21 protein-coding genes are annotated in these 21955 nt (G+C 67.2%); 5 read left to right on the forward strand and 16 right to left on the reverse strand.

Annotated elements, in window-relative coordinates; all coding sequences use genetic code 11:
• The first annotated feature begins 7 nt into the window (after positions 1-7).
• The 5 genes from BN3266_RS05965 (at position 8) to BN3266_RS05985 (ending at position 6011) form a co-directional block, all read left to right on the forward strand.
• Positions 8-958: a carbohydrate kinase family protein gene (locus BN3266_RS05965; protein ID WP_059004423.1), complete on the forward strand. Its 951-nt coding sequence runs from the start codon at positions 8-10 to the stop codon at positions 956-958.
• A gap of 86 nt (positions 959-1044) precedes the next feature.
• Positions 1045-1965, forward strand: a complete 921-nt coding sequence (locus BN3266_RS05970) for a Ppx/GppA phosphatase family protein (RefSeq protein ID WP_059004424.1) — start codon at positions 1045-1047, stop codon at positions 1963-1965.
• A complete protein-coding gene (gene ppk1 / locus BN3266_RS05975) occupies positions 1962-4109 on the forward strand; it encodes a polyphosphate kinase 1 (RefSeq protein ID WP_059004425.1) in 2148 nt (715 codons plus the stop codon). The genes BN3266_RS05970 and ppk1 overlap by 4 nt, the downstream gene beginning before the upstream one ends.
• 134 nt (positions 4110-4243) lie before the next feature.
• On the forward strand, positions 4244-5356 hold the full coding sequence (locus tag BN3266_RS05980; RefSeq protein WP_059004426.1) for an MGDG synthase family glycosyltransferase: 1113 nt from the start codon (positions 4244-4246) through the stop codon (positions 5354-5356).
• Between the two features lie 31 nt (positions 5357-5387).
• Positions 5388-6011 (forward strand): glycerol-3-phosphate acyltransferase, encoded by a 624-nt coding sequence (locus BN3266_RS05985; protein WP_059004427.1) that lies wholly within the window; start codon positions 5388-5390, stop codon positions 6009-6011.
• A 333-nt stretch (positions 6012-6344) separates the two neighbouring features.
• Here BN3266_RS05985 and BN3266_RS05995 read toward each other — a convergent pair whose 3' ends face one another.
• From BN3266_RS05995 to BN3266_RS06070, 16 genes are all read right to left on the reverse strand, one after another.
• The gene (locus tag BN3266_RS05995) at positions 6345-6824 is read right to left on the reverse strand and encodes a nucleoside deaminase (RefSeq protein ID WP_059004429.1); all 480 of its coding nucleotides are present in this window, start codon (positions 6822-6824) and stop codon (positions 6345-6347) included.
• Positions 6824-7933: a CPBP family intramembrane glutamic endopeptidase gene (locus tag BN3266_RS06000; protein ID WP_021658733.1), complete on the reverse strand. Its 1110-nt coding sequence runs from the start codon at positions 7931-7933 to the stop codon at positions 6824-6826. The genes BN3266_RS05995 and BN3266_RS06000 overlap by 1 nt, the downstream gene beginning before the upstream one ends.
• Before the next feature lie 297 nt (positions 7934-8230).
• Positions 8231-9154: a prepilin-type N-terminal cleavage/methylation domain-containing protein gene (locus tag BN3266_RS06005; protein WP_059004430.1), complete on the reverse strand. Its 924-nt coding sequence runs from the start codon at positions 9152-9154 to the stop codon at positions 8231-8233.
• A gap of 14 nt (positions 9155-9168) precedes the next feature.
• Entirely contained in the window at positions 9169-10215 is a 1047-nt protein-coding gene (locus tag BN3266_RS06010; RefSeq protein WP_059004431.1) for a type IV pilus twitching motility protein PilT, read from the reverse strand.
• Between the two features lie 37 nt (positions 10216-10252).
• Positions 10253-11923, reverse strand: coding sequence for a GspE/PulE family protein (locus tag BN3266_RS06015; RefSeq protein ID WP_059004432.1), 1671 nt, complete (start codon positions 11921-11923; stop codon positions 10253-10255).
• Positions 11924-11962: 39 nt separating this feature from the next.
• Positions 11963-12535: a hypothetical protein gene (locus BN3266_RS06020; RefSeq protein WP_021658738.1), complete on the reverse strand. Its 573-nt coding sequence runs from the start codon at positions 12533-12535 to the stop codon at positions 11963-11965.
• Positions 12519-12887 (reverse strand): type II secretion system protein, encoded by a 369-nt coding sequence (locus BN3266_RS06025; RefSeq protein WP_059004433.1) that lies wholly within the window; start codon positions 12885-12887, stop codon positions 12519-12521. Before BN3266_RS06025 ends, BN3266_RS06020 begins: the two co-directional genes overlap by 17 nt.
• Before the next feature lie 21 nt (positions 12888-12908).
• Positions 12909-14813, reverse strand: a complete 1905-nt coding sequence (locus BN3266_RS06030) for a type II secretion system protein (RefSeq protein ID WP_154668996.1) — start codon at positions 14811-14813, stop codon at positions 12909-12911.
• Between the two features lie 33 nt (positions 14814-14846).
• Positions 14847-15473, reverse strand: a complete 627-nt coding sequence (locus BN3266_RS06035) for a hypothetical protein (RefSeq protein ID WP_059004435.1) — start codon at positions 15471-15473, stop codon at positions 14847-14849.
• A gap of 18 nt (positions 15474-15491) precedes the next feature.
• Positions 15492-16076 carry a hypothetical protein gene (locus tag BN3266_RS06040; protein WP_059004436.1) on the reverse strand — a complete coding sequence of 195 codons (585 nt, stop codon included), beginning with the start codon at positions 16074-16076 and terminating at the stop codon, positions 15492-15494.
• Positions 16073-16984 (reverse strand): type IV pilus biogenesis protein PilM, encoded by a 912-nt coding sequence (pilM, locus tag BN3266_RS06045; RefSeq protein WP_059004437.1) that lies wholly within the window; start codon positions 16982-16984, stop codon positions 16073-16075. Before pilM ends, BN3266_RS06040 begins: the two co-directional genes overlap by 4 nt.
• A gap of 32 nt (positions 16985-17016) precedes the next feature.
• Positions 17017-18225, reverse strand: coding sequence for a type II secretion system F family protein (locus BN3266_RS06050; protein ID WP_059004438.1), 1209 nt, complete (start codon positions 18223-18225; stop codon positions 17017-17019).
• A 33-nt stretch (positions 18226-18258) separates the two neighbouring features.
• Positions 18259-19041: a prepilin peptidase gene (locus BN3266_RS06055; protein ID WP_059004439.1), complete on the reverse strand. Its 783-nt coding sequence runs from the start codon at positions 19039-19041 to the stop codon at positions 18259-18261.
• A gap of 121 nt (positions 19042-19162) precedes the next feature.
• Entirely contained in the window at positions 19163-19594 is a 432-nt protein-coding gene (locus BN3266_RS06060; protein WP_059004440.1) for a prepilin-type N-terminal cleavage/methylation domain-containing protein, read from the reverse strand.
• A 123-nt stretch (positions 19595-19717) separates the two neighbouring features.
• Positions 19718-21172 carry a sensor domain-containing diguanylate cyclase gene (locus BN3266_RS06065; RefSeq protein WP_059004441.1) on the reverse strand — a complete coding sequence of 485 codons (1455 nt, stop codon included), beginning with the start codon at positions 21170-21172 and terminating at the stop codon, positions 19718-19720.
• A gap of 177 nt (positions 21173-21349) precedes the next feature.
• The gene (locus BN3266_RS06070) at positions 21350-21874 is read right to left on the reverse strand and encodes a nitroreductase family protein (protein ID WP_021658749.1); all 525 of its coding nucleotides are present in this window, start codon (positions 21872-21874) and stop codon (positions 21350-21352) included.
• Between the last annotated feature and the right edge of the window lie 81 nt (positions 21875-21955).

The raw sequence follows: 21955 nt of genomic DNA on the forward strand, positions 1-21955 counted from the left end.
GATCGCCATGGAGCGCCAAGACGCGCCCTACCTGGTCTTTTTGGGGGAGGCCTGCATCGACGAGTACTACGAGACCGACCACTGGGGGGAGATGGGGGACAAGATGATGCTGCGCCCGGTGGAAAACCTGGTTGGGGGGATGGTGGCCAACGCCGCCGGGGTGGCCGCCGGGCTGGGACAGAAGTGCTACCTGGTGGACTCCCTCAGCGACAGCCCGGTCTGCCGCCAGCTGCGCGCGGCGATGGAGGCCGAGGGCATCGACACCTCCTACACCCTCCACGACCCGGGCATGGCCGACCCCAAGTGCATCATCGTCACCCAGGGGGGCGAGCGGGTGGTCTGCGTGGTGGACACCGCCCGCGCCCCCCGCCGCATCACCCCCCGCCACCAGCGGCTGCTGGACGGGGCGGCCTGGATCTACACCATTGTGCGCACCCTGCAGCAGGTGGAGGACGCCGAGGCGGTGCTGGACCGGGCCCGGGCCGCCGGGGCCAAGCTCTACCTGGATGTGGAAGGGGTGGTGGCCGAGGACAACGACCCCCGCTTCCTCCGCCGGGCCGACGGGCTCACCTTCAACGAACAGGGGTTTGCCGCCTTTCGGGGGGACCGCAGCGAGGGGGCCTGCCTGAAAGACCTCTTTGCCGGCGGGGTGGAGTTCGTGGCCGTCACCCTGGGGCCCGGCGGCTGCCGGGTGCACACCCCGGGGCGGACCATCGCCTGCCCCGGGCTGCCGGTGACGCCGGTGGACACCACCGGCGCCGGGGACACCTGGGGCGCCGCCTTCCTCTGGGCGCGGGTCAACGGCTGGGCGCTGGGCGACTGCGCCCGCTTTGCAAACGGGATGGCCGCCCGCGCCTGCACCGTGCTGGGGGCCCGGGGCGGCATCTGCTCCCTGGAGGAGGCGCGTCGCTGGATGGACAGGGCCCCTCAGGCGGTGGAAACCCGGGCAGCCCCCTGAAAATATTACAAGAAATTTACCTAAACCAGCCCATAATATGATAAAATGGGGCAAACAGGGTTTGTCATTTAAAGGGGGATACCACTTTGCAGTACGGCGTCATCGACATCGGTTCCAACTCCATCCGCCTCTCCATCTACGAGTGCGAGGGCAGCGAGATCACCCAGCTCATCAACAAGCGGGAGATGGCCGGCCTGGCGGGATACGTGAAAAAAGACGGGATGCTGGCCGAGGCGGGCATCCGCAAGGCCTGCGCCATCCTCGCCGGGTACAAAGAGGTGTTCGCCGGGTTCGGCATCGAGGAGTACGGGGTCTTTGCCACCGCCTCCCTGCGGGGGGCGGGCAACCGGGACAAGGCCCTGGAGGCCATTCGGCGGGAGACCGGCCTTTCGCCCGAGGTGCTCACCGGCGAGGAGGAGGCCCGGCTGGACTACATCGGGGTCAACCACGCCATGCCCATGGGGACCGGCCTGCTCTGCGACATCGGCGGCGGCTCCACCGAGCTGGTGGTGAGCAAGGAGGGGGCCATCGAGCACCTCTGCTCCCTGCCGGTGGGGTCGCTGGGGCTGCACGCCAAGTACGTGGACGGCCTTTTGATGAGCGACAAGGAGCGCCACCAGGTGCGCGGCGTCATCCGCAAGGCCATGGGCAAGGTGGACTGGGTCGGGAGGGACACCCTGCCCCAGATGTGCGGGGTGGGCGGCACCCTGCGGGCGCTGCACAAGCTCAGCTGTGAGCTGCTGGGCCTGCCCGCCGACGCCCGGGAGGTGCCCGCCAAAAACGTGAAGAAGCTGTGCAAGATGGTCCGGGACAAGGAGTTTTTCTACCAGACCGTCTACCGCATCGTCCCCGAGCGGATCTTCAGCATCCAGCCGGGGCTGATGATCTTGCGGGAGGTGGTGGACGCCTTCGGCTGCCAGCAGATCGCCATCAGCCAGAGCGGCGTGCGGGAGGGCTATCTCATCGACCGGATGCTGCAGACCAAAAAAGGGTGTGAAGAGGGATGAAGGGAAGCGAGCTGGCCCCCTGTATGCAAAACCGGGAGCTGTCCTGGCTAAAGTTCAACGAGCGGGTGCTGGAAGAGGCCAACTGCGAGGCCACCCCCCTGTTGGAGCGGTTCAAGTTCCTCTCCATCTTCACCACCAACCTGGACGAATTTTTCATGGTGCGGGTGGGCAGTATCACCGACTACCTGCTGGCCGCGCCGGACAGCAGGGACACCAAGACCGGGATGACCCCGGCCCAGCAGTTGGCCGCCATCTTTGCGGCGGTGGGGCCCCTCTACCGGCTGCGCGACCGGTCCTTTGAGGCGGTGGCCAAGGCCCTGTCCAAAAAGGGGATCGCCCGCTGCCAGGTGGCGGATCTGCCCGAGAAGGAGCAGCGGCACCTGGAGAAGCAGTTTCTCAAGAATACCCTGCCCCTGCTCTCCCCCCAGATCATCGACAACCGCCACCCCTTTCCCCACATCGGCAACAAGCAGCTCAACGTGGCGGTGACCCTGCGGCACAAGGAAAAAATCTGTTTTGGCATCATCCCCCTGCCGCCCATGGTGGAGCGCATCACCTTTTTGGAGCCGGCAGAGGACAAGGCCCTGCGCTTTGTCCTCACCGAGGACCTGCTCTGCCACTTTGCCCACCTGGTCTTTGACATGTACGAGGTGGTGGAGCGGACGGTGCTCTGCGTCACCCGCAACGCCGACATCGACACCGAGGCCGGCCTTTTGGACGAGGACATCGACTACCGCCAGCACATGAAGCGGGTGATCCGCAAGCGGCTGCGGCTGGCCCCGGTGCGGCTGGAACTGCAGAGCCAGGTGGGGGACCGGTTCGTCAAGTACCTCTGCGGCAAGCTGCACATCGGCCGCGACCAGGTCTTCCTCTCCCGGGCGCCGCTGGACCTCTCCTACTGCTTTGCGCTGGAGGGGAAGCTGAGTCCCGCCCAGAAGCTGGAGCTCTTGGACCCGCCCTTCACCCCCCAGCGCTCGGCCCTGGTGGACCCCGGCGAGAGCATGCTGCGCCAGGCCCTGGCGCGGGACATCCTCCTCTCCTACCCGTTTGAGAGCATGAACCCCTTTCTCAACCTCATCAAAGAGGCCAGCTACCACCCCTCGGTCCTCTCCATCAAAATCACCCTCTACCGGATCGCCCGCCAGTCCAAGCTGGCGGAATACCTGATCGCCGCGGCGGAGAACGGCAAGGACGTGACGGTGCTGATGGAGCTGCGCGCCCGCTTTGACGAGCAGAACAACATCGAGTGGGCCCAGCGGCTGGAAGAGGCGGGCTGCCACGTCATCTACGGCACCGACGGCTACAAGGTGCACTCGAAGATCTGCCTCATCACCCTGCGGGACCGGGGGCGCATCCGTACCATCACCCAAATCGGCACCGGCAACTACAACGAAAAGACCGCCCGGCTCTACACCGACCTCTCCATCATCACCCCCGACCTCTCCATCGGCGAGGACGCGGTGGAGTTTTTCAAGAACATGGCCATGGGCAACCTCTTCGGTCACTACAATCGGCTCTGGGTGGCGCCGGTGAGCTTTAAGCAGAGTATCCTCGCGCGGATGGACGAGGAGATCGCCAACTGCCGCGCCGGGGAGCCCTGCGGCATCACCATCAAGTGCAACTCCCTCACCGACACCGAGATCATGGCCAAACTGGTGGAGGCCTCCCAGGCGGGGGTGAAGGTGCAGCTGATCGTGCGGGGCATCTGCTGCCTGACCCCCAAGGTGCCCGGCCTCACCGACAACGTGAGCGTGGTGAGCATTGTGGGCCGGTTTTTGGAGCACTCCCGCATCTACTGTTTCGGCACCGGAGAGTTCACCCGGGTCTACATCGGCTCGGGGGACATGATGACCCGCAACACCGAGCACCGGGTGGAGATCGCCTGCCCCATTCAGGACAAGGAGCTCAAGGCCCGCATCCTGCAGATGGTGCACGTGATGCTGGGCGACAACGTCAAGGGCAGGGAGCAGCAGGCCGACGGCACCTACTTGCAGCGCACCCCGCCCGCCGACTGGCCGGTGGGCTCGCAGGAGCTGTTCATGGAGGAGGCGGTGACCGCTGCCGCCAAGCCGGCGCCGCCGGTGAAGAAGACGGCCTGGAGCCGCTGGAAGGGGCGCGCCCCCTTCTCCTGGTTCGGAAAGTAAAAAAGCAGATTTGAGGGAGGGCCTGTCGGGCGGCAAACCGGCAGGCCCTCCCCTTTTTCGCCGCCGATTGACAAGCGGGGACGAGGCTTCTATACTAAAGGCACAGAAACGGCAACAAATTGGGGAGGGATTGGGTGAAGGTACTGATTTTGTCCTGCAACACCGGGCAGGGGCACAACACCGCCGGGCGGGCGGTGCTCGAGGAGCTGCGGCGGCAGGGGGTCCCCTGCGAGATGAAGGACGTGCTCCTCTTTGCCGGGCAGCGCACCTCGCGGGTGGTGTCCAACGCCTACGTCAAGATCACCACCCGCTCCCCCCTGGTGTTCCAGTGGCTCTACCGGGCGGGCGAGGCCATCCGCTCCGACCGGCTGCACTCGCCGGTCTATTTCGCCAACACCCTCTACGCAGACAACCTGCTGCGCTACATCGAGGAGCAGGGGTTTGACCGGGTGCTGACCCCCCACCTCTTCGCGGCCGAGGCCCTCACCAGCCTGCGGCGGCGGGGGAAGCTGGCGGCGCGCTGCTATGGCATCGCCACCGACTACACCTGCATCCCCTTTTGGGAGGAGACCGAGCTGGACGCCTACTTCATCCCCCACCGGGACCTGGCGGAGGAGTTTGCCCAGAAGGGGCTTCCCCGGGAAAAGTTGGCGGCCACCGGCATCCCGGTGAGCCGGCGGTTTTCCCACCCGGGCGACCGGGGGGCCGCCCGCGCCGCCCTGGGCATCGGCCCCGACAGCCAGGTCTGCCTGGTGATGACCGGCAGCATGGGCTTTGGCCGGGCGGGGGAGTACGCCCAGGCCCTGCTGGAGCGGGGCAGCGACCGCCGCCGCGTCTACCTCTTCGGCGGCCGGAACGAGCGGCTGAAGGCCGAGTTGAGGGAGCGCTTTGCCGGGGAGCCGCGGGCGGTGGTCCTCGACTACACCGACCAGGTCCCCCTCTACATGGACGGCTGCGACCTGCTCCTCACCAAGCCCGGCGGCCTGACCAGCACCGAGGCGGCGGTGCACCGCATCCCCCTCATCCACACCGCCCCCATCCCCGGGTGCGAGACCCAGAACGCCGCCTTCTTCAGCAGCCGGGGGATGTCCCTCTGCCCCGACGGCCCGGAAGAGACCGCCGAGGCGGCGGAAGGGCTGCTGGGCGACCCCGCCCGCCGGGAGGCGATGGCCGCGGCCCAGGCGGCCAACTGCAACCCGCGGGCGGCGGAGGAGATCGTCCGCCGGATGGCGGAAGACGACCTTTAGACGACCCTTTTTAGAGAGGAGGAAACCGGCTGTGCTGCCCTATCTCTTTTACGCCCTGCTGGGCTTTCTGTCCGGCAGCATCCTATACAGCGCCCTGCTGCCCCGCTGGCTGCGGGGGATCGACATCGTCGCCGACAGCGACGACCACAACCCCGGCGCGGCCAACGCCTTTTTGCTGGCCGGGCCGCGGGTGGGGGTGCTCTGCGTCCTCTGCGACCTGGCCAAGGGGTTCCTCCCCGTCTTTTGGGCGGCCTCGCGGCTGCCCACCCAGGAGCGGCTCCTCTTCTCCCTGGTGCTGGCGGCGCCGGTGCTGGGGCACGCCTTCTCCCCCTGGCGGCAGGGCCGGGGCGGCAAGGCCATCACCGCCAGCTTCGGGGCCCTGCTGGGGCTGCTTCCGGGCAGTCTGGTGGTCTTTTGGCTGGCGGCCCTCTACCTCTTTTTCTCCCTGATCGCGGTGATCCCCGACCACCGGCTGCGCACCCTGGCCACCTTCTCCCTCTTCGCCGGGGGGAGTTTTCTCCTCTGCCCCAACAAGTGCATCGCCGCGGGCTGCACCCTCATCTCGGCCGCGGTGATCTTTCGCCACCTCAGCGGGGCGCCCCACCTCCGCCAGGAACTCCTGAAAAAGGCCTTTGCGCGGGGGATATTCAGTTGAAAAATAAGTAAATTATACGAATTGTAATTATTGCTTTGATAGCGCCTCCTCTTTCCCAGGCGCACCCTCTGCAAAGATGGAGGGACCGCGACCTACGCCGCCCCGCTCTACCAGGTCGCTGTCTAGCACCGGTTGCAGGGGATGGACATGCCCTACAAGACCGGGGTGGAGGGGCAGCTTTTCCCCCGCCATTTTGGCGGGCGGCAGATGTATCGCTCCCCCGCTCTGCTGCTCGGCGGTCAAAGAGGGGAAACCTTTTGCGGCAGAAAGAGACCGCCGGCCGACCCGAATGGGACCGACCGGCGGTCTTTTTTGGTGCAAGGCAGAAGGGGGTTATTCCTCCCGCCCCTTCTCCCTTTCGGCCCGCTTGCGGGCCCGCAGACCGGCAAAAAATTCCCGCAGGAGCTGGCGGGATTCCTCCTCCATCAACTGGACCACCTCTTTGGGGCAGTAGGTGAAGGGCTGGGAAAAGAGATCGACCACGCTGCCGCAGGCGCCGAACTTCTCGTCCCTCGCGCCAAAGCAGACCCGGTCGATGCGGGCGTTGATGATGGCCCCGGCGCACATGGCGCAGGGTTCCAGGGTGACGTAGAGGGCGCAGTCGGGCAGCCGCCAGCCGCCCAGGTTGCGGCAGGCCATGTCGATGGCCTTGATCTCGGCGTGGTCCAGGGCGTTTTTGCTCTGCTCCCTGGTGTTGTAGCCCCAGCCCACCACCCGGCCGCGGTGCACCACCACCGCCCCCACCGGCACCTCGCCCTGGGCCGCCGCACAGCGGGCCAGATCGAGGGCGAGGCCCATGTACTGCCTGTCCATCAGAGGATGCGGGCCTGGGAGGCCATGAGGAAGGCCACCATGCAGAGGCTGATGACGAAGCCGCCCGAGCCGATGAAGGCGATCATCTTGGTGGTAAGGGTGTTGGTGTCCTCGTAGTCCTCAATGGCGAAGATGGCGCTGTACTGCCGCGAGAGGTAGGCGATGGAAAAGACCCCCAGCAGGAGCAGCAGGGCAAAGAGGCTGTTTTGCAGCAGGGAGTAGGTGGAGGCGCTCACCGCCGTCTGCAAGGTGGCCAGCACCAGGCTGAGGGCGTTGTTGACAAAGTGGAGGATGGCGGTGGTGAGGATGGAGCCGCTCTTGATGGCCACATAGCCCAGGAAGAGGCCCACGAAGAACATGTTGGGGGCCTTGACAAAGCTCTGGTGGGCCATGGCAAAGACGATGGCGCTGACCACCACCGCAAAGCGGTCGCCGAAGCGGCGGAGGGGTTGCAGCACCACCCCGCGAAAGACCACCTCCTCCACCACGGCGGGGACCGCCGAGAGGGAGAGGAAGTAGAGCAGATAGGCGGGCACCGAGGTGATGGCTGGTTCGGTGCTGCTGACAAAGCGGATGTTCAGCTGGGAGGCCAGGCCGCTGAGAACGTTGGCCGAGGCGATGCCGACAATGCCGATGGCCAGCAGGATGAAGGTGCAGGGCACCAGGATGCGCCCCTTGACCGGGCCGCGGGGAAGGTCTTTTTTCAGGCGGAACCCGTTGAGGCAGGAAACCACCCAGTAGGGGATGACGATCTGCGCCAGGTAGACCAGCAGGCGGATGAAGTAGTGGAGGAACTGGTTGGTCAGCACCTGCCCATTTTGCATGATGACCACCCCGGAGGAGAGGAGGGCGAAGAGCCGGGTCAGCAGGAAGAAGGAGGCGTTGGAGAGGAAGATGGAGAGGAGGATGGCGAACCCCAGGATGTTGGCCTGGCGGTGGATCTCCTGGATCTGCAGTTCGCTCTTTCCCCTGCCCTTGCCCTTTCCCTCCTGGGGGCCGCCCAGGTAGCCAAAGCCGGCGGAATAGGAGTAGCCCTCCCCCTCTTCCGGCGGGGGAAAGCCCTCGAAGGTCTGCTGCGCGTAGTCTCGCTCTCTGCCGTCGCCGTACACCTGCCTGTCCCCCCTTTCGCCGCCTGTGCGGAAAACGGCCGGCCCTGGCCGGCCGGTCCGCGCAAGGGCGGCCTTTGTGCGCCAAAAGCCGACCCGTTATGATCGTCCTCATTATACCAATCCGCGCAGGCGAAATCAAACCGATTGTTTGAACAAACCGTGAAAAGTGGCGGATTTACAGCAAATACCAGAAAGGAGGGGGGGGGGACGGCCCTGGAGCCTTTTGGTGGCGGGGGAAGAGGATGCCGCCTTTTCGGCAACACAAAAGAGAGGGGCGCACCCCTCTCTTTTGCCGGCCTACGCCCCCTCCGTCCCGTCGGGGAGGCCGAAGACCTTGTCGACTTTGACCCACTGGGGGGAGCCATTATAGGTCTTTTCATTTTCCAGGTCGTATTTGATGTCGCTCCAGCTCTTGCCGTTAATGGATTTGGAGCCGGTGGCGCACTGGTACCAGCTGCCGTCGTCGCGGTTGTAGATGTAGTTGGCCGTCCAGTTGCCGCTGTTGTTTGGGTTGGTGTTGGCGAAAATCACCAGGGAGTTTTCCGTCTTGTCCTGCTTGACCGTATTGTAGTAGGGCTGGACGTAAAAGGTCTGGACGTCCACCTTCAACTCGCCCCAGCCGCCGTTTTTCTTGTAGACGGCGTTGCGAAAGCTCTCGTTGTTGATGAGGGAGGGGTCTTTGTTGGTAAAGATGCTCTCGATCCCCAGCTCCTTGAGCCGCTTCTGCTTTTCATCCTTGCTGAGGGTATCGTCCCCCATGATGTCGATGTAGTTTTTCAGGGCGCTGGAGCCGTATTCGTAGACGGTGCCGGTGTTGACCTGGTTTTTCACCGCCTCGCTCACATCCCCCAGGTGTTTGGAGCAGACGAAGATGACCCCGCCGTTCACATTGTCGTAGAGGGAGAGATAGGTCCCGCCGTCGGGGCACTTCATCCCCTCCTCCACGTAGCCCGTCTCCCGCAGGAAGGGCAGCACCTTGTCCGCCTGGCCGTTCTGACTGTCCCGCTGCAGTTCCGGCTCCAGGGGGAGGGCCGCCTGGTAGAAGCGGGCGATGTCGCTGCGGTTGACCTGGCAGATCTTCTCGTGGGACTTGTCGATCCACTTCACCATGGAGGGGATGAGGAGGGCGGCCAGCACCGCCAAGATCACCAGCACCACAATGACCTCCACCAGGGTGAAGCCCTGCCGCCCCCTGCGGGCAGCCTGTTTTTTCGCCTTCACCGCGCGCCCCCCTCTCACAGGTATTCCCGCAGGTTGGCGGGAGAGGTGGAGGCCAGCAGCGCCGTCTGCCGGTCGATGACGCCCCGGCGGGCCAGGTTGGCCAGGTCGGCGTTCAGGGTGTGCATCCCCTGGGCGGCCCCCGCCTGCATGGGGGTGTCCAACTGGTGGCACTTGTTCTCGCGGATCAGGTTGAGCACCGCGTCGGTGCCCACCAGCACCTCGGTGGCGGCGATCCGCCCGCCCCCCACCCGGGGGAGCAGCTGCTGGGTGATGACCCCTCGCAGGATGGCCGAGAGCTGGGAGCGCATCTGGGACTGTGCCTGGGGCGGGCAGACGTCGACAATGCGGTCGATGGTCTGGGCCGCGCCGGTGGTGTGGAGGGTGGAGAGGACCAGGTGCCCCGTCTCGGCGGCGGTGACGGCGGCGGAGATGGTCTCGTAGTCGCGCATCTCCCCCACCAGGATCACGTCCGGGTCCTCCCGCAGGGCCGAGCGGAGGGCCGCGGCAAAGGAGGGCACATCCCGCCCCACCTCGCGCTGGTGGACGGTAGCAAGCTCGGGGGTGTAGAGGTACTCCACCGGGTCCTCCACCGTGAGGATGTGGGCGGGGCGGCTGCAGTTGATGCGCTGGATCATGGCCGCCAGGGTGGTGGACTTGCCGCTGCCGGTGGGGCCGGTGACCAAGATCAGCCCCCGGGGGCTGTCGGCCAACTGCCCCAACACCGGGGGCAGCGAGAGCTCTTCCAGGGTGGGGATGTGGTCGGACAGCAGGCGGATGGCCGCCGCCGGATGGCCCTGCTGCCAGAAGATGTTGACCCGCTGCCGCCCCTGCGGCAGGGCGAAGGCGAAGTCCATGTCCTCCCCCCGGCGCAGGCCCTCGGGGCGCTCGCCCTCGGCCAGGGCGCGGATGAGCGCCTCTGCCTCGCCGCTGTCCAGGGAAAAGGGGGCGGGAAAGAGGGCGCCGTCCCGGCGGAGGGCGCAGGGGACCGGGGCCCCCACGGTGAGGTGGATGTCGGAACACCCGTTTTGCCGCCCGCAGGCGACCAGTTCCTGAATGGTCATCTTGCAAAAACCTCGTTTCTCTCGTCTCGCGCCGGTGTCAGTCGGCGTAGTAGGTCACCTTGAGGAATTCGTCCACCGTGGTGACCCCGCTCTGCACCAGTTGCAGGGCGCTGTCGCGCAGGGTGCGCATCCCCTGGCTCTCGCGGGCGTACTGGGTGATGTCGTCCATGGGGGCCCCGGCGGAGATCATCCGCCGGATCTGCCGGTCGACCAGCGCCACCTCGTGGATGGCGATGCGCCCCTTGTAGCCGGTGTGGCCGCAGATGTGGCAGCCCTTTCCCCGGCGCAGCCGGGGCAGGTCGACCCCCAGGGCGGCCCGCTCGGTCTCGTCGGGGGTGTACTCCTCGGCGCAGTGGGGGCAGACCTTGCGCACCAGCCGCTGGGCCACGATCCCCACCAGGGAGTTTGCCACCATATAGGCCGGCAGCCCCATGTCCTGCAGGCGGACGATGGCCGAGAGGGCATCGTTGGTGTGGAGGGTGGAGAAGACCAGGTGGCCGGTGATGGCCGCCCGCACCGAGATGGAGGCGGTCTCGCTGTCGCGGGTCTCCCCCACCATGATCACGTCGGGGTCCTGCCGCAGGAGGGCCCGCAGCCCCGCGTCGAAGGTGAGGCCGGCGGCGGTGTTGACCTGCATCTGGTTGATGCGGAAGATGTCCCTCTCCACCGGGTCCTCGATGGTGGAGATGTTGAGGGTGCGCTCGGCCATCTGCTCCAAAATCATGTAGAGGGTGGTGGTCTTGCCCGAGCCGGTGGGCCCGGTCATATAGATGATGCCGTGGGGGGAGCGGAGCATCTGGGAGAACTTTTGATAGTTGTCGTCGTCCATCCCGAACTGGCCCGCCCGGTCGATGGGGGTGTTCTGGTTGAGGAAGCGGAGCACCGCCTTCTCCCCGTAGATGGTGGGGATGATGGAGACGCGGATGTTGACGTCCTGCCCGTCCACCTTCTGGCGAAAGTGCCCGTCCTGGGGCTGGCGCCGCTCGGCGATGTCCAGCCCGGCGAGGATCTTGATGCGGGTGATGAGGGAGGGGTGGATGGCCGGGGAGAGGGTGACGTAATCGACGATCACCCCATCCAGCCGCATCCGCACCGAGGTCTGCTGCTCAAAGGGCTCGACGTGGATGTCGCTGGCCCCCGAGTTGTAACCCCGGTCCAGAAGGCTTGCCAGCAGCTTGACCACCGGGGCGTCGCCCTCCCCCTCCTCCACCTCGATGGGGGAGATGGGCAGGGGCTCCACGTCCTTGTTGGCCCGCTCGGCGGCCAGCTTGGCCCCGATCTCGGCGTAGTAGTGGGCGATGGCCGCGTCGATGGGGGCCTTTTCGGCCAGCACCGAGTCCACCGGCAGGCCGGTGATCTGGCGCACCTCCTCGGTGCCGTAGAAGTTGAGGGGGTCGCTGGTGGCCACCACCAGGTGGCCGCCCTGCTGGGCCACGGCGATGACCCCGTGGCGCAGGGCCAACTGCTTGGGGATCTTGCCCACCGCGTCGGTGTCCACCTCGTAGGTGGCCAGATCCACCACCGGCAGCCCCATCCTCTGGCCCAGGGCCTCCAGCTTCTGGCGCTCGGTGACAAAGCCCATGTCCTCGAGGATCTCGCCCAGGCGGCGGCTGCGGTTTTGCTTCTGGGCCGCCAGGGCCTGCTGCAGTTGCTCCTCGGTGATGTAGCCGTACTCCTTGAGCACCTCGCCGATGGGTATGTTTTTCATGGATACTCCCCTTTTCCTCTGTGTTGCGGCCGCGGCCGGTCAGTCCGCCCCCTGCCCGCTGGCAAAGAGGAAGGCCGGGTCCTCGACCGCGCCGGCTGGGCCCTCTGCCGGGGCGGCGCTGATTTCCAGGTTGAGCAGCTTGACGGTGGTGCGGGTGGTGTAGCAGAGCGCCCCGTCGGCGCGGTGGACCCGCACCGTCAGATCCAGGTAGTACTGGTCGTGCAGGGCGGCGGTGACGGACAGGGTGCGCCCCTGGTAGAAGGCGTCGCCGTAGTAGTCGATCCCCTGGCCGGGCTGGGGGGCCCCTTCCCCGCTGTTTCGGTACCAGAGGCGGCCCTCCTCCAGCCAGACGGCCTCGGGGGCGGAGAGGTCGTCCCCCCCGGCGAGGCGCAGCTCGGTGGCGTAGCGCAGCTTGCCCGAGAGCCACTGGCAGGCGGTGTCGCCGATGAGCTTCTCCTCCCCCAACTGGGCGCTGCGGCCCAGCAGGTTGCCCCCGGAGAGGATCATCCCCCCCGCCAAGGCCACCACCAGCACCAGCAGCAAGAGCACCACCGACACCTCCACCAGGGTCCAGCCGCGGCGGGCGGCCGGGCCCCTACTGCGCCGGCGCATCGGGGACAAAGACCCGGTGGCTGATGGCCGGGTCTTCCGGGTCGGTGACGGTGATGGTGCGGCCCTTCACGCTGCGGGTCGCGCCGTTTAGGAGGTAGGTGAGGGTGCTCTCCTCCTCGGTGCTGTCCACCTCGTCGGCGGGGGAGAGGCCGCCGGCGAGCATCTCCAGGGCGGAGATGGTCTTGTCGGTGCTGTTTTTGGTGTCGGTCCCCCGGCGGATGAGCTTGCCCGCCGCCGAGAAGCCGGTCACCAAGATGAGGGCGACAACGGCCAGCAGCGCCAGGGAAACCACCACCTCCACCAGGGTCATCCCCCCGGTGGCGGCGGTTTTTGCTCGCTCTCTGCGCGCCATTTCGCGCCCTCCTCTCTCTTGTCAAGCCGCCTCGTAGCGGACCAGCTTCCAGCGGCCGCTGCTCGGGGCGACGGGTCTTCCCACCTCGGTGGGGCGGGAGTGGAACTGGATGTCCGCCCGGTTGCACTGCAGGTGGTCCACATAGGCGGCGCCGGCAAACCCGCCCCAGAGGGTGAAGTTGGTCTCCGCCCCGCCCAACACGTAGAGGTTGAGGTTGTCCGGCTGGCTCCACTCGGTGTTGTAGGCGGTCTCAAAGGTGGTCTGGTTCCAGGGGGAGGTGCCGTCCTCGAGGACGATGAAGACCCGGGCGTCCCCCTCGGTGGCCGGGCGGACAAAGTTGCACTGCAGCTTCTGCCCGGCGGGGACGACGAGGTAGCAGTCGCCGCTCCCCACCACCCGGACGGTGGCGCCCAACTGCCAGCCGCCCTCACAGCGGTACCAGTGCTCCCCCTCGCCGCCGATCTCCACCGTGCCGCCGGCTTCCAGCCGCAGGGAGGCCGTCTCCCCGCCGGCAGGGCCGCTGGGCAGGCGGGGGCGGGGGACGGCGGGGCTCTCGCTCCACTGGGGCTCCACGCTCCAGCGGACGGTGTAGCCCCCCGCCCCGGTGGCCCCCGATTTGACGATAGGGGCGCGGTAGGTCACCACCCGGTTTTGGGAGCCCACCTCCCGAAAGTCCTGCAGCACCACCATGTCGCAGGGCGTTTCCGAGGTGCCGAAGGTGTAGGTGTAGCTGCCCAGCCACCAGTGGTTGGCCACCATCCCGGTGAAGGTGCTGCTCTCCCCCGCACCGCCGCCGGGCTCCTCCCCCCCGCTGCCGGCGACCGGCGGGCGGTATTCCAGCTCGGTCTTGTGGCCGGTCGCCACCTCGCCTGTGCAGTAGATGCTGCCGGTCAATTCGGTGGACCCGCCCAGGCTGACCTTGGTCCCCGCCCCGCCGCAGAGATAGAGGGGGGCGTTGTCGGGGTTTTCAAAGCCGTACTCGGTCTGAAAGACGCCGCCCGCCCCGGACGCCCCCTCCTCCAACAGGACAAAGACCTGCACGTCAGCGGCGTCCTCGTCGCGCTCGATCTTGCTGAGATAGAGCTTCTGCCCCTGGCGGACCCGGATGTAGATGTCCCGGTCCCCGGTGATCGTCAGCACCGAGGGGGAGGTGCTCCCCTCGAACTGGTACCACTGCTGGCCGCCCCCGAGGGTGGCGCGCCAGGCCCCGGCGGGGAGGGTCTGCACCCCCTCGTCGGGGAAGGTGAGCTGGGGGAGGGCGGCGGTGATCTCCTGGTTGAGCGGCTCCCGGTTCTTGCCGTCGTAGCCCACCTCTTTGGGCCAACTGTACCCGGGGGCCAGAACGGGGGGAACGTCGGCGTGGACGTGGCCCTTCTGGCTGCCGGAAACGACGCTCTCGAGCACGTACATGGCCGAGGCGTCCTCGTCCCCCACGTCGCCCTCCAACTCCAACTGGCCGCTGACGACCCACCGGCCGCCCACAAAGCCCACAAAGCCGGAGAGGTCGGTGACCGGCAGGTCGCCGTCGCCGCCCCCCTCCCGGGTGAGGCGGCCCACCACCGTCTGCTCCTGGCTGCCGTAGCGGGCGGTGGCGGTGATGGTGATGACCCCCTCCTCCGGCCGGGCGATGACGGCGGTGCAGCTGCCCATCCCCTCGGTCTGGGGGATCTCCACCCGGATGCCCTCGGGGGTGGTGGGGACCAGTTCCGAGGACTGCCCCGCCTCCAGCCCGTGCAGTTGGGAGGAGAGGGCGTCCACCGCCGAGCGGGCGGTGAGGTAGGCCTGCTGCCGGCTGTCGTTTTGGATGCTGCGCTGGGAGAAGGAGAGGGCCAGGGTGAGCACCCCGGTGGCGAAGATGGCGATGATGGCCAGCACCAGCACCGACCAGAGCATGGCGGAGCCCTGCTCTCTTGGTTTGGCGCGCACGGCAAATCCCTCCCTTCTGCGGCGGTTTGGGGGCTACTCGCCCTCCTGGTACTGGTAGATGGCAAAGTGGATGGTGAACAGGGTGCGGCTGGAGGCGTTGCCCGCCTCGTCCTTGCCCCGCTCCACGGTGGTCTTGTACTGGGTGACCCGCAGTTCAGGCAGGTCCTTGATCTCCTCCAGGAGGTTTTGCAGGTTGGACAGGGTGCCGTAGGCCTGCAGTTCGATCTCGGTGGTGACCAGGGCGCCGACGGCCTCCTCCTCCCCCTGGGGGGCGCTCCCCTGCTCGGCGGGCTGGGAGAGGTAGACCGGGATGGGGGTGTTCACCGGGTCGGAGATGGTCTCCTTCACCGGGGTCAACCGGTGGCGGAGGGCCAGGTTGGTCACCATCTGGTCGGCCCGGTTGGAGACCATGGGGGCCGGCAGGCTGCCGGAGAGGGCGGTGATCTCCTCTTTGCAGGCGCTGATCTGGCCCTCATAGGTCTGGGCCAGAGCGATCTGCCGCTCCATCAGCTGGGCGGCCTCCCTGTCCTGGGCGAGCTGTTCCTGGGCCGCATCCCGCGACGCGGCCAGGGGCCGCGCCAGGAGAAAGGCCCCCGCCGCAAAGAGGATGAGAAACATGGCGTAGAGCAGCGTTCGCTCCCGCCGGGTCAATTTGGTCATGGCGTTCCCTCCTTGCGGCTATTGGGCCGAGGCTGCCAGCAGGCAGTCGGCGGTGAAGTGGTAGCGGCCGTCCTGTTCGTCCACGCCATACCCCCGGTAGGCGATGTCCTGGAAGAGGCCGGACTCCCGCAGCTTTTGGATGTAGGTCGGCGCGTCCTTCACCCCGGAGGAGGACAGTTCCAGGCTCAGCAGCCCGGTCTCGTCGGAGAAGGAGGTGCTCTCCACCTGCACGGCGTTTCCGGTGAGGCTGATGACCTGCCGGTAGAGCTCCTTGTAGAGCCGGGGGTAGCCGGCCAGGGCGTCCAGGTCGCTCTTGAGGGCGTCCCGCCGGGCGGTGTAGCCCGCCAGTTGGTCGGAGAGCTCCACCGCCTTGCTCTGCCGCTGGAGGTTTTGCGGGTTTTGCAGGTAGGCCTGCAGGGGCGCGTCCTCCCTTTTCAGGCGGGAGGTGGCGCCGGTGTAGTAGAAAAAGGCGGCGGCGAAGGCCCCCAGCACCAGCGCGAAGGGGAGCGCCAGCAGGGCGATGCGGAGGATGGGGCGGCCGCTGCGCCGTCCGTCCTTCAGCCGGGCCAGGTAGTCGATGTCCTTTTTGCGAAGCGCCTTCATCCCCAGATCCCCCCTGTCCGAATCAGTCCCCCCACGGCGTACAGGTGCTCGGCAAGGGTGAATTGGCACCCCCTGCGGCGGGGCAGGGCGGCGATTTCAGGGCAGTCGGGGAAGGGGTCGGCGGCGATGCCCAGGCTCTCGCCCAGGGCCGCGCAGAGCCCCTCCTCCCCCTCCTTAAGGCCGGCCAGGTAGACGTGCTTGACCGGCTCCCCCTTTTCGGAGGCGTTGAACTGCACCATGGAGGAGAGCAGCCGCCCGATCTCGGCGGCGGACTGGGGGGTGCCCCGCCCCTCCAGCAGGCGGGAGCGGTTGCAAAACCGGTAGTCGCCGGCGGCCAGCAGGGTCAGGTCGACGCCCAGGTCGTCGAGCACCACCACCACGCAGCTCTCCCGCTGCAGGGCGGCCGAGAGCCGCGCCACCTTGATGAGGCCGCCGATGTTCAGCTCCGCCGAGCGCAGGCCGATGCCCGCCGACGCGAACAGCTGCCGGTAGGACTGGATGAAGGCCCGGGGCGCGGCGGTGCAGAGGACCGCGCCGCCCCCTTCGGGGAGGCGGGGGGTGAGCACCGCGTAGTCGTAGAGCAGCTCGGCGGGGTCCTCCACCTCGGGGAACTCGTCCACCAGCACCCGCTGCAGTTTGCCGCGGGAGAGGGTGGGGACCACCGAGCGCTTGAGGAAGACCGAGCGCCCCCCCACCACCAGCCGCACCCCCCGCTGGGGGAGGTGGCTGCGGCCCCAGAGGCTGCAGAGGGCCGCCTTGACGGCCGCCTCGTCGATGAACACGCCGCCGATGACCGCCCCCGGGGCCAGGGGTTCCGAGCAGACCCGCTCGATCTGCACCCCCTTGCGCCCGGCCCGGCCCATCACCGCGTGGATGGCCTCGTTGCCGATATATGCCGAACATTCCATGGTGTTTTTTCTCCTTTAAAAAGCGGGTTCGATCAGCCGCCGTAACTGCCGGCGCCGGCGCCGATCTGATCGTAGAGGGAGTAGATGGGCAGCATCACCGAGATCATGATGAAGCCGATGACCAGCGCCATGAGGATGATGAGCACCGGCTCGAGGATGGCGGTGAGCTTGGCGGTGGCGCTCTCCGCCTCGTAGTCGAAGGACTCGGCGGTGGACTCGAGCATCTCGTCGAGCTTGCCGGTCTCCTCCCCCACCCGGATGGTGGCGGCCAGCTTGGGGTCAAAGCCGTCCACCTGGGCGATGGCGTCGGACAGGGCGCCGCCGCTGCGCACCTGCCGCACCACCCCGTCGAACTGGTCGCCGATGTAGCGGTTGCCGGTGGTGCCGCGGGCGTTTTGCAGGGCGGTGATGATGGGCAGCCCGCTGGCGTAGAGGGAGCTGAGGGTGCGGGCAAAGCGGGCGGTGTAGATGGTGCGCAGCAGCTTGCCCACCAGGGGGAGGCGCAGCTTGCAGCGGTCCACCGCCAGCCGCACCTTGGGCAGGCGCAGCACAAACCCCAAGACCAGCACCGCCAGCAGCGCGCCGATGACCCAGAACAGCCAGTACCGCTCCAACCCGCCGCTGATGGCCATCACCACCTGGGTGGGCCAGGGCAGCTCCATCCCCTCGAAGAGGGTGAAGAAGTTGGGGAGGACGAAGAGGAAGATGCCCAGGGTGATGACCACCGTCAGGCACAGGAGGATGATGGGGTAGACCATCGCCCCCCGCACCTTGCTGTTGAGGCGGTGCTCCTTTTGGTAGTGGAGGGCCATCTTCTGGGAGGTCAGGTCCAGCCGGCCGCTGGCCTCCCCCGCGCGGTACATCTGGATCAGCAGTTCGGGGAAGGCGCCGGTCTGCTCCTCCATGGCCTCCGACAGGGGGAGCCCCCGCTGGAGGGAGCGGTAGAGGTGCTGGTAGACCCGCTTGATGCGCACCTTGGGGTCGCGCTGGATGAGGATGGAGACCGAGCGCAGCAGCGGCACACCCGAGCCGAGCATGGTGCCCAGGTCGCGGCAGAACTCGGAGAGTTCCAGCGGCCGCAGCCGGTAGGAGGCGGTCTTCTCCTCCTTCTCCTTGCAGGAGAGGAGGAAGAGCCCGTCGCCCCGCAGCCGCTCGGACAGCTGGGTCTCGGCCGGGGCGTTCATCTCCCCCTCGGTGATTTTGCCGCCCTTGTCGGCGGCGCGGTACTGGTAGACGGGCACCTGCCCCGCCCCCTTTCCGATTTGATAATCCCCCTAGGCCAAGCCAAAGAGGGAGAGATAGCCGGAGATGAGCCCCTCGCCCCAGAGGAGGGCCACCCCGATCCCCCCGGCCAGGAAGGGGCCGAAGGCGAAGTGGCTCTTCCGCCCGGCGCGGCGGGTGGCCAGCAGCCAGACCCCGTAGAGCCCGCCGCCCACCAGGGCCAAAAAGGCAGCCGCCAGGGTGGCGCGCCACCCCAACAGGAAGCCGGCGGCCGCCATCAGCTTTACATCGCCCCCGCCAAAGCTCTCGGGCACCAGCCGGGTGCAGAGGAGCAGGGGCAGGCTGATCTCGGCCGCGCCGAGGAGGCGGGAGAGAAGCCCCACCCCCGGCGCGGCGGGGACCGCCAGCAGCGCAAAGGCCGCCAGGGCCAGCACCAGCCCGTTGGGGATCTCCATGGTGGCGGCGTCGATGCAGGCGACGCACAGCAGCACGCAGAGGGCGCCAAAGGCCACCGCCGCCAGGGGGGTGGGGCCCAGCGCCCCCACACAGAGAAGGGCCAGCGCCCCGCCGGCGCACTCGACAAGGGGGTAGCGGGGGGAGATGGGGGCCCCGCAGGACCGGCAGCGCCCCCGCAGGGCCAGCCAACTGAAGACCGGCACCATGTCCAGCGGGCGGAGGGTCTTGCCGCAGCGGGGGCAGAAGGAGCGCCCTTTGGCCACCGAGATGCCCTGGGGCACCCGGTAGATGACCACGTTTAAAAAGCTGCCGACGACGCTGCCGAAGGCAAAGAGGAGGAGGGCCAGCACGGTGCAGGCGACGTAGTACGAAGCTGGCACTGGCGGACCCTCCCCTCTCGGGCATTTTTGCCCTTATCTCAGAACACCCCTGCGGGAAAGTCCCGCAAGGGTGCCCTCACTTTCTAGTAAATGCGCTGTTTTTTGACCGCGGGAACCACCGTCACAGCTTGGTGACGGTATAGGTGTCCCCTATCGAACTGTAAACCACCTTGTAGGCGTTGTTTTTCGTCTGATAGGTCAAACCGGTGACCTTGCCCGCGTCGATGGTGATGGAGGAGCCTGCAGGGAAGGAGCCGCCGATGTCGGCCAGGGCCAGCACTTCGGCCTCCTGCGCACCGGTCAGAGCGGTGGCAGCGGGATTTTTTTCATAGGCTTCAGACGCGATGGTCTGGGCGGCCATGACAATCGTCCGCGCCTCGACAATGGCCTCTTTCTCGTGGGCCTTGTCGATCCACTTGACCATGGAGGGGATCAGCAGGGCGGCCAGGATCGCCAGGATGACCAGCACCACGATGACCTCGACCAGGGTAAAGCCCTTTTTGCCGGTCTTTTTTTGCAGCTGCGCCTTGGCATGCGTTGCCAATTTGTTCATTCAAATGACCTCTTTTCTCGGCGCTCCGCCAAGGGCAGAGCAAACATTTTTACACAGCGGCCCGCCGTGTCCCGTGTACATGGTTTCATTATACGGCCCTTTCTCTCAAAAAACAAGACTATTTTACCCCGATTCCCCGGCATTTTGGAAAAAGGCGACCCGGTTTTTCCCCGCCCCTTTGGCGGTGTAGAGGGCCTGGTCGGCAGCGTGCAGCAGCTCGTCGTAACCGCTGCCGTCCTGCGGCCAGAGGGCCACCCCCACGCTGATGGAGGTGGGGAAGTCGTCGCAGGCGGCCACCGACTCGCAGAGCTGCTCGGCCCGGTGCTCCACCAGCTGGGCCGAGGGGGCGTCCCGCATCCAGACCAGGAACTCGTCGCCGCCGTAGCGGCCCACCACGTCGCTCTGGCGGAAGGTGCGCTGCAGCAAGGACGCCAATTGGATGAGCACCTGGTCCCCCACCTGGTGGCCCAGCCGGTCGTTGACCCCCTTGAAGTCGTCCACGTCGATGAAGAGGCAGGCGTGCACCCGCCCCCCTTCCGGCACCCGCGCCAGCATGGGCTCCACGGCGGCGCGCAGCCCCCCGCGGTTGTAGATGCCGGTGAGCCCGTCGCAGCGGTTGGCCCGCAGCACCGCCTGGTTTTTGCGCCAGATCAGCCAGATGCAGAGGAGGACCACGCTGTAGAGCAGCAGGTTGAGCCCCATCAGGGTCACCGAGCGGCCGTTGATGGTGGAAAACTGCCGCTCCACCGACTCGGCCAGGACCAGGGAGAGGACCGTCCAGTCCCCCACCCCGGCGGGCTCAAAGTAGAGGTAGCGGGCCTTGCCGCCCCGGTAGTAGGTGAAGAGCCCCGACTCCCCCGCCCCAACACGCTCGCGCAGGCTGGCGAGGGTGTCTGCCCCCTGAAAGTCCATCTGGCCGATGGCGTCGTAAAAGGTCTCGTACCGCTCGGTCCCGGCGTAGCCCGAGACCATGGCCCCGTCGGGCTGGATCACCATGGTGGCCCCCAGCCCGGCAAACTGGGCACTGCCCAGCATTTCGGTAAAGTGGGTCACCGGGTACTCGGCATAGGCCACCCCGGCCACCTGCTCCCCCTCGTAGAGGGGGATGGCCAGCACCACGCAGGAGCGGCCGTCCAGACAGCTGCCGTGCACCCGGCTCAGCACCCGCTCTCCGGCGGCGGCCCGCTGAAAAAAATCCCGCCCGGAGATGTCCACCGGCACCCCGGTGCCGGTGTAGAGGGTGCCGCCCAGGTCGGAGAGGCCCAGCCTGCAGTCCTCGTCCCGGCTGTTTTGCCGGCGCAGCAGCTCGACGATGTTGTCGTTGTCCCGGCCGGCGTTCCCGGCGCAGAAGAGGGCCACCGTGTCCAGCTGGGCAAAGTAGTCCTCCACCAGGCCGGAGACCATCGCCCCGCTCTGGTGGGTGTAGCGGGCCATCTCCTCCTCGGTCTTTTTTAGGAGGGTGGCCCGCAGCCCCCGCTGGTAGGAGACAAAGGAGAGCACCGACAGCACCAGGGCCAGGGCAATGGCGCAGGTGGGCAGAAGCAGATTTTTTCGCCTGCGGCCGATCTCCTGTTTCACCCTGCGCGCCCCCCTTTGCCCCGCCCGCTGCGGGGCGAGGGGCCACCCGCGGCAGCCCCTCGATTTTCACCAGTATACCACGCAACCCCGCCCGCCGAAAGGCCTTTCTAAAAATACCAAAAAAAATTCTCTGTTTTTGACAGGCAAAAAGCCCGGGGTGGCTCCCCCGCCGGTGGGTCACCAGCGGTCGATGTGGATCTTCGCCTCGTCGTACCGCTCGTCCGCGGCGGCGGGCTTTGTCTCCCCCGGCCAGCCGATGGAGAGGACGCAGAAGGGGATGATGTGCGCGGGCAGCTCCAGGGTCTCGGCGACCCGGCGCATCTTGTCGGTCTGGGGGTAGGTGCCCAGCCAGACCGCGCCCAGCCCCATGCCGTGGGCGGCCAGGAGGATGTTCTCGGCCGCGGCGGCGCAGTCCTCGACCCAGTAGTCCCTGCCCCAGCGGTAGGCCCGGTCCCAGTCGCCGCAGAGGGCGATGGCCAGGGGGGCCTCTTTCAGCATCAGCCCCGAGTGGCCCAGGCAGTCGGACAGGCGCTCGAGCACCGCCCGCTCCCTGGTGACGACGAATTCCCAGTCGCGGTTGTCCACCGCGGTGGGGGCGATCATCCCCGCCTTGAGCAGGGCCCTGACCGCCTCGTCCCCCACCGGCTGGCCGGTGTACTTGCGGATGCTGCGGCGGGTGTAGATGGCTTCCAACACGTCCATACAAAAAACCTCCCTCTCTTCCGGGGTCCGCCCGGTCACAGCCCCATCATACCACCGGCAGGGGGCGGGCGCAAATGCCGG

Origin of the sequence: Bittarella massiliensis (ex Durand et al. 2017) (assembly GCF_001486165.1) — a bacterium.
GTDB classification, from domain to species: domain Bacteria; phylum Bacillota; class Clostridia; order Oscillospirales; family Ruminococcaceae; genus Bittarella; species Bittarella massiliensis.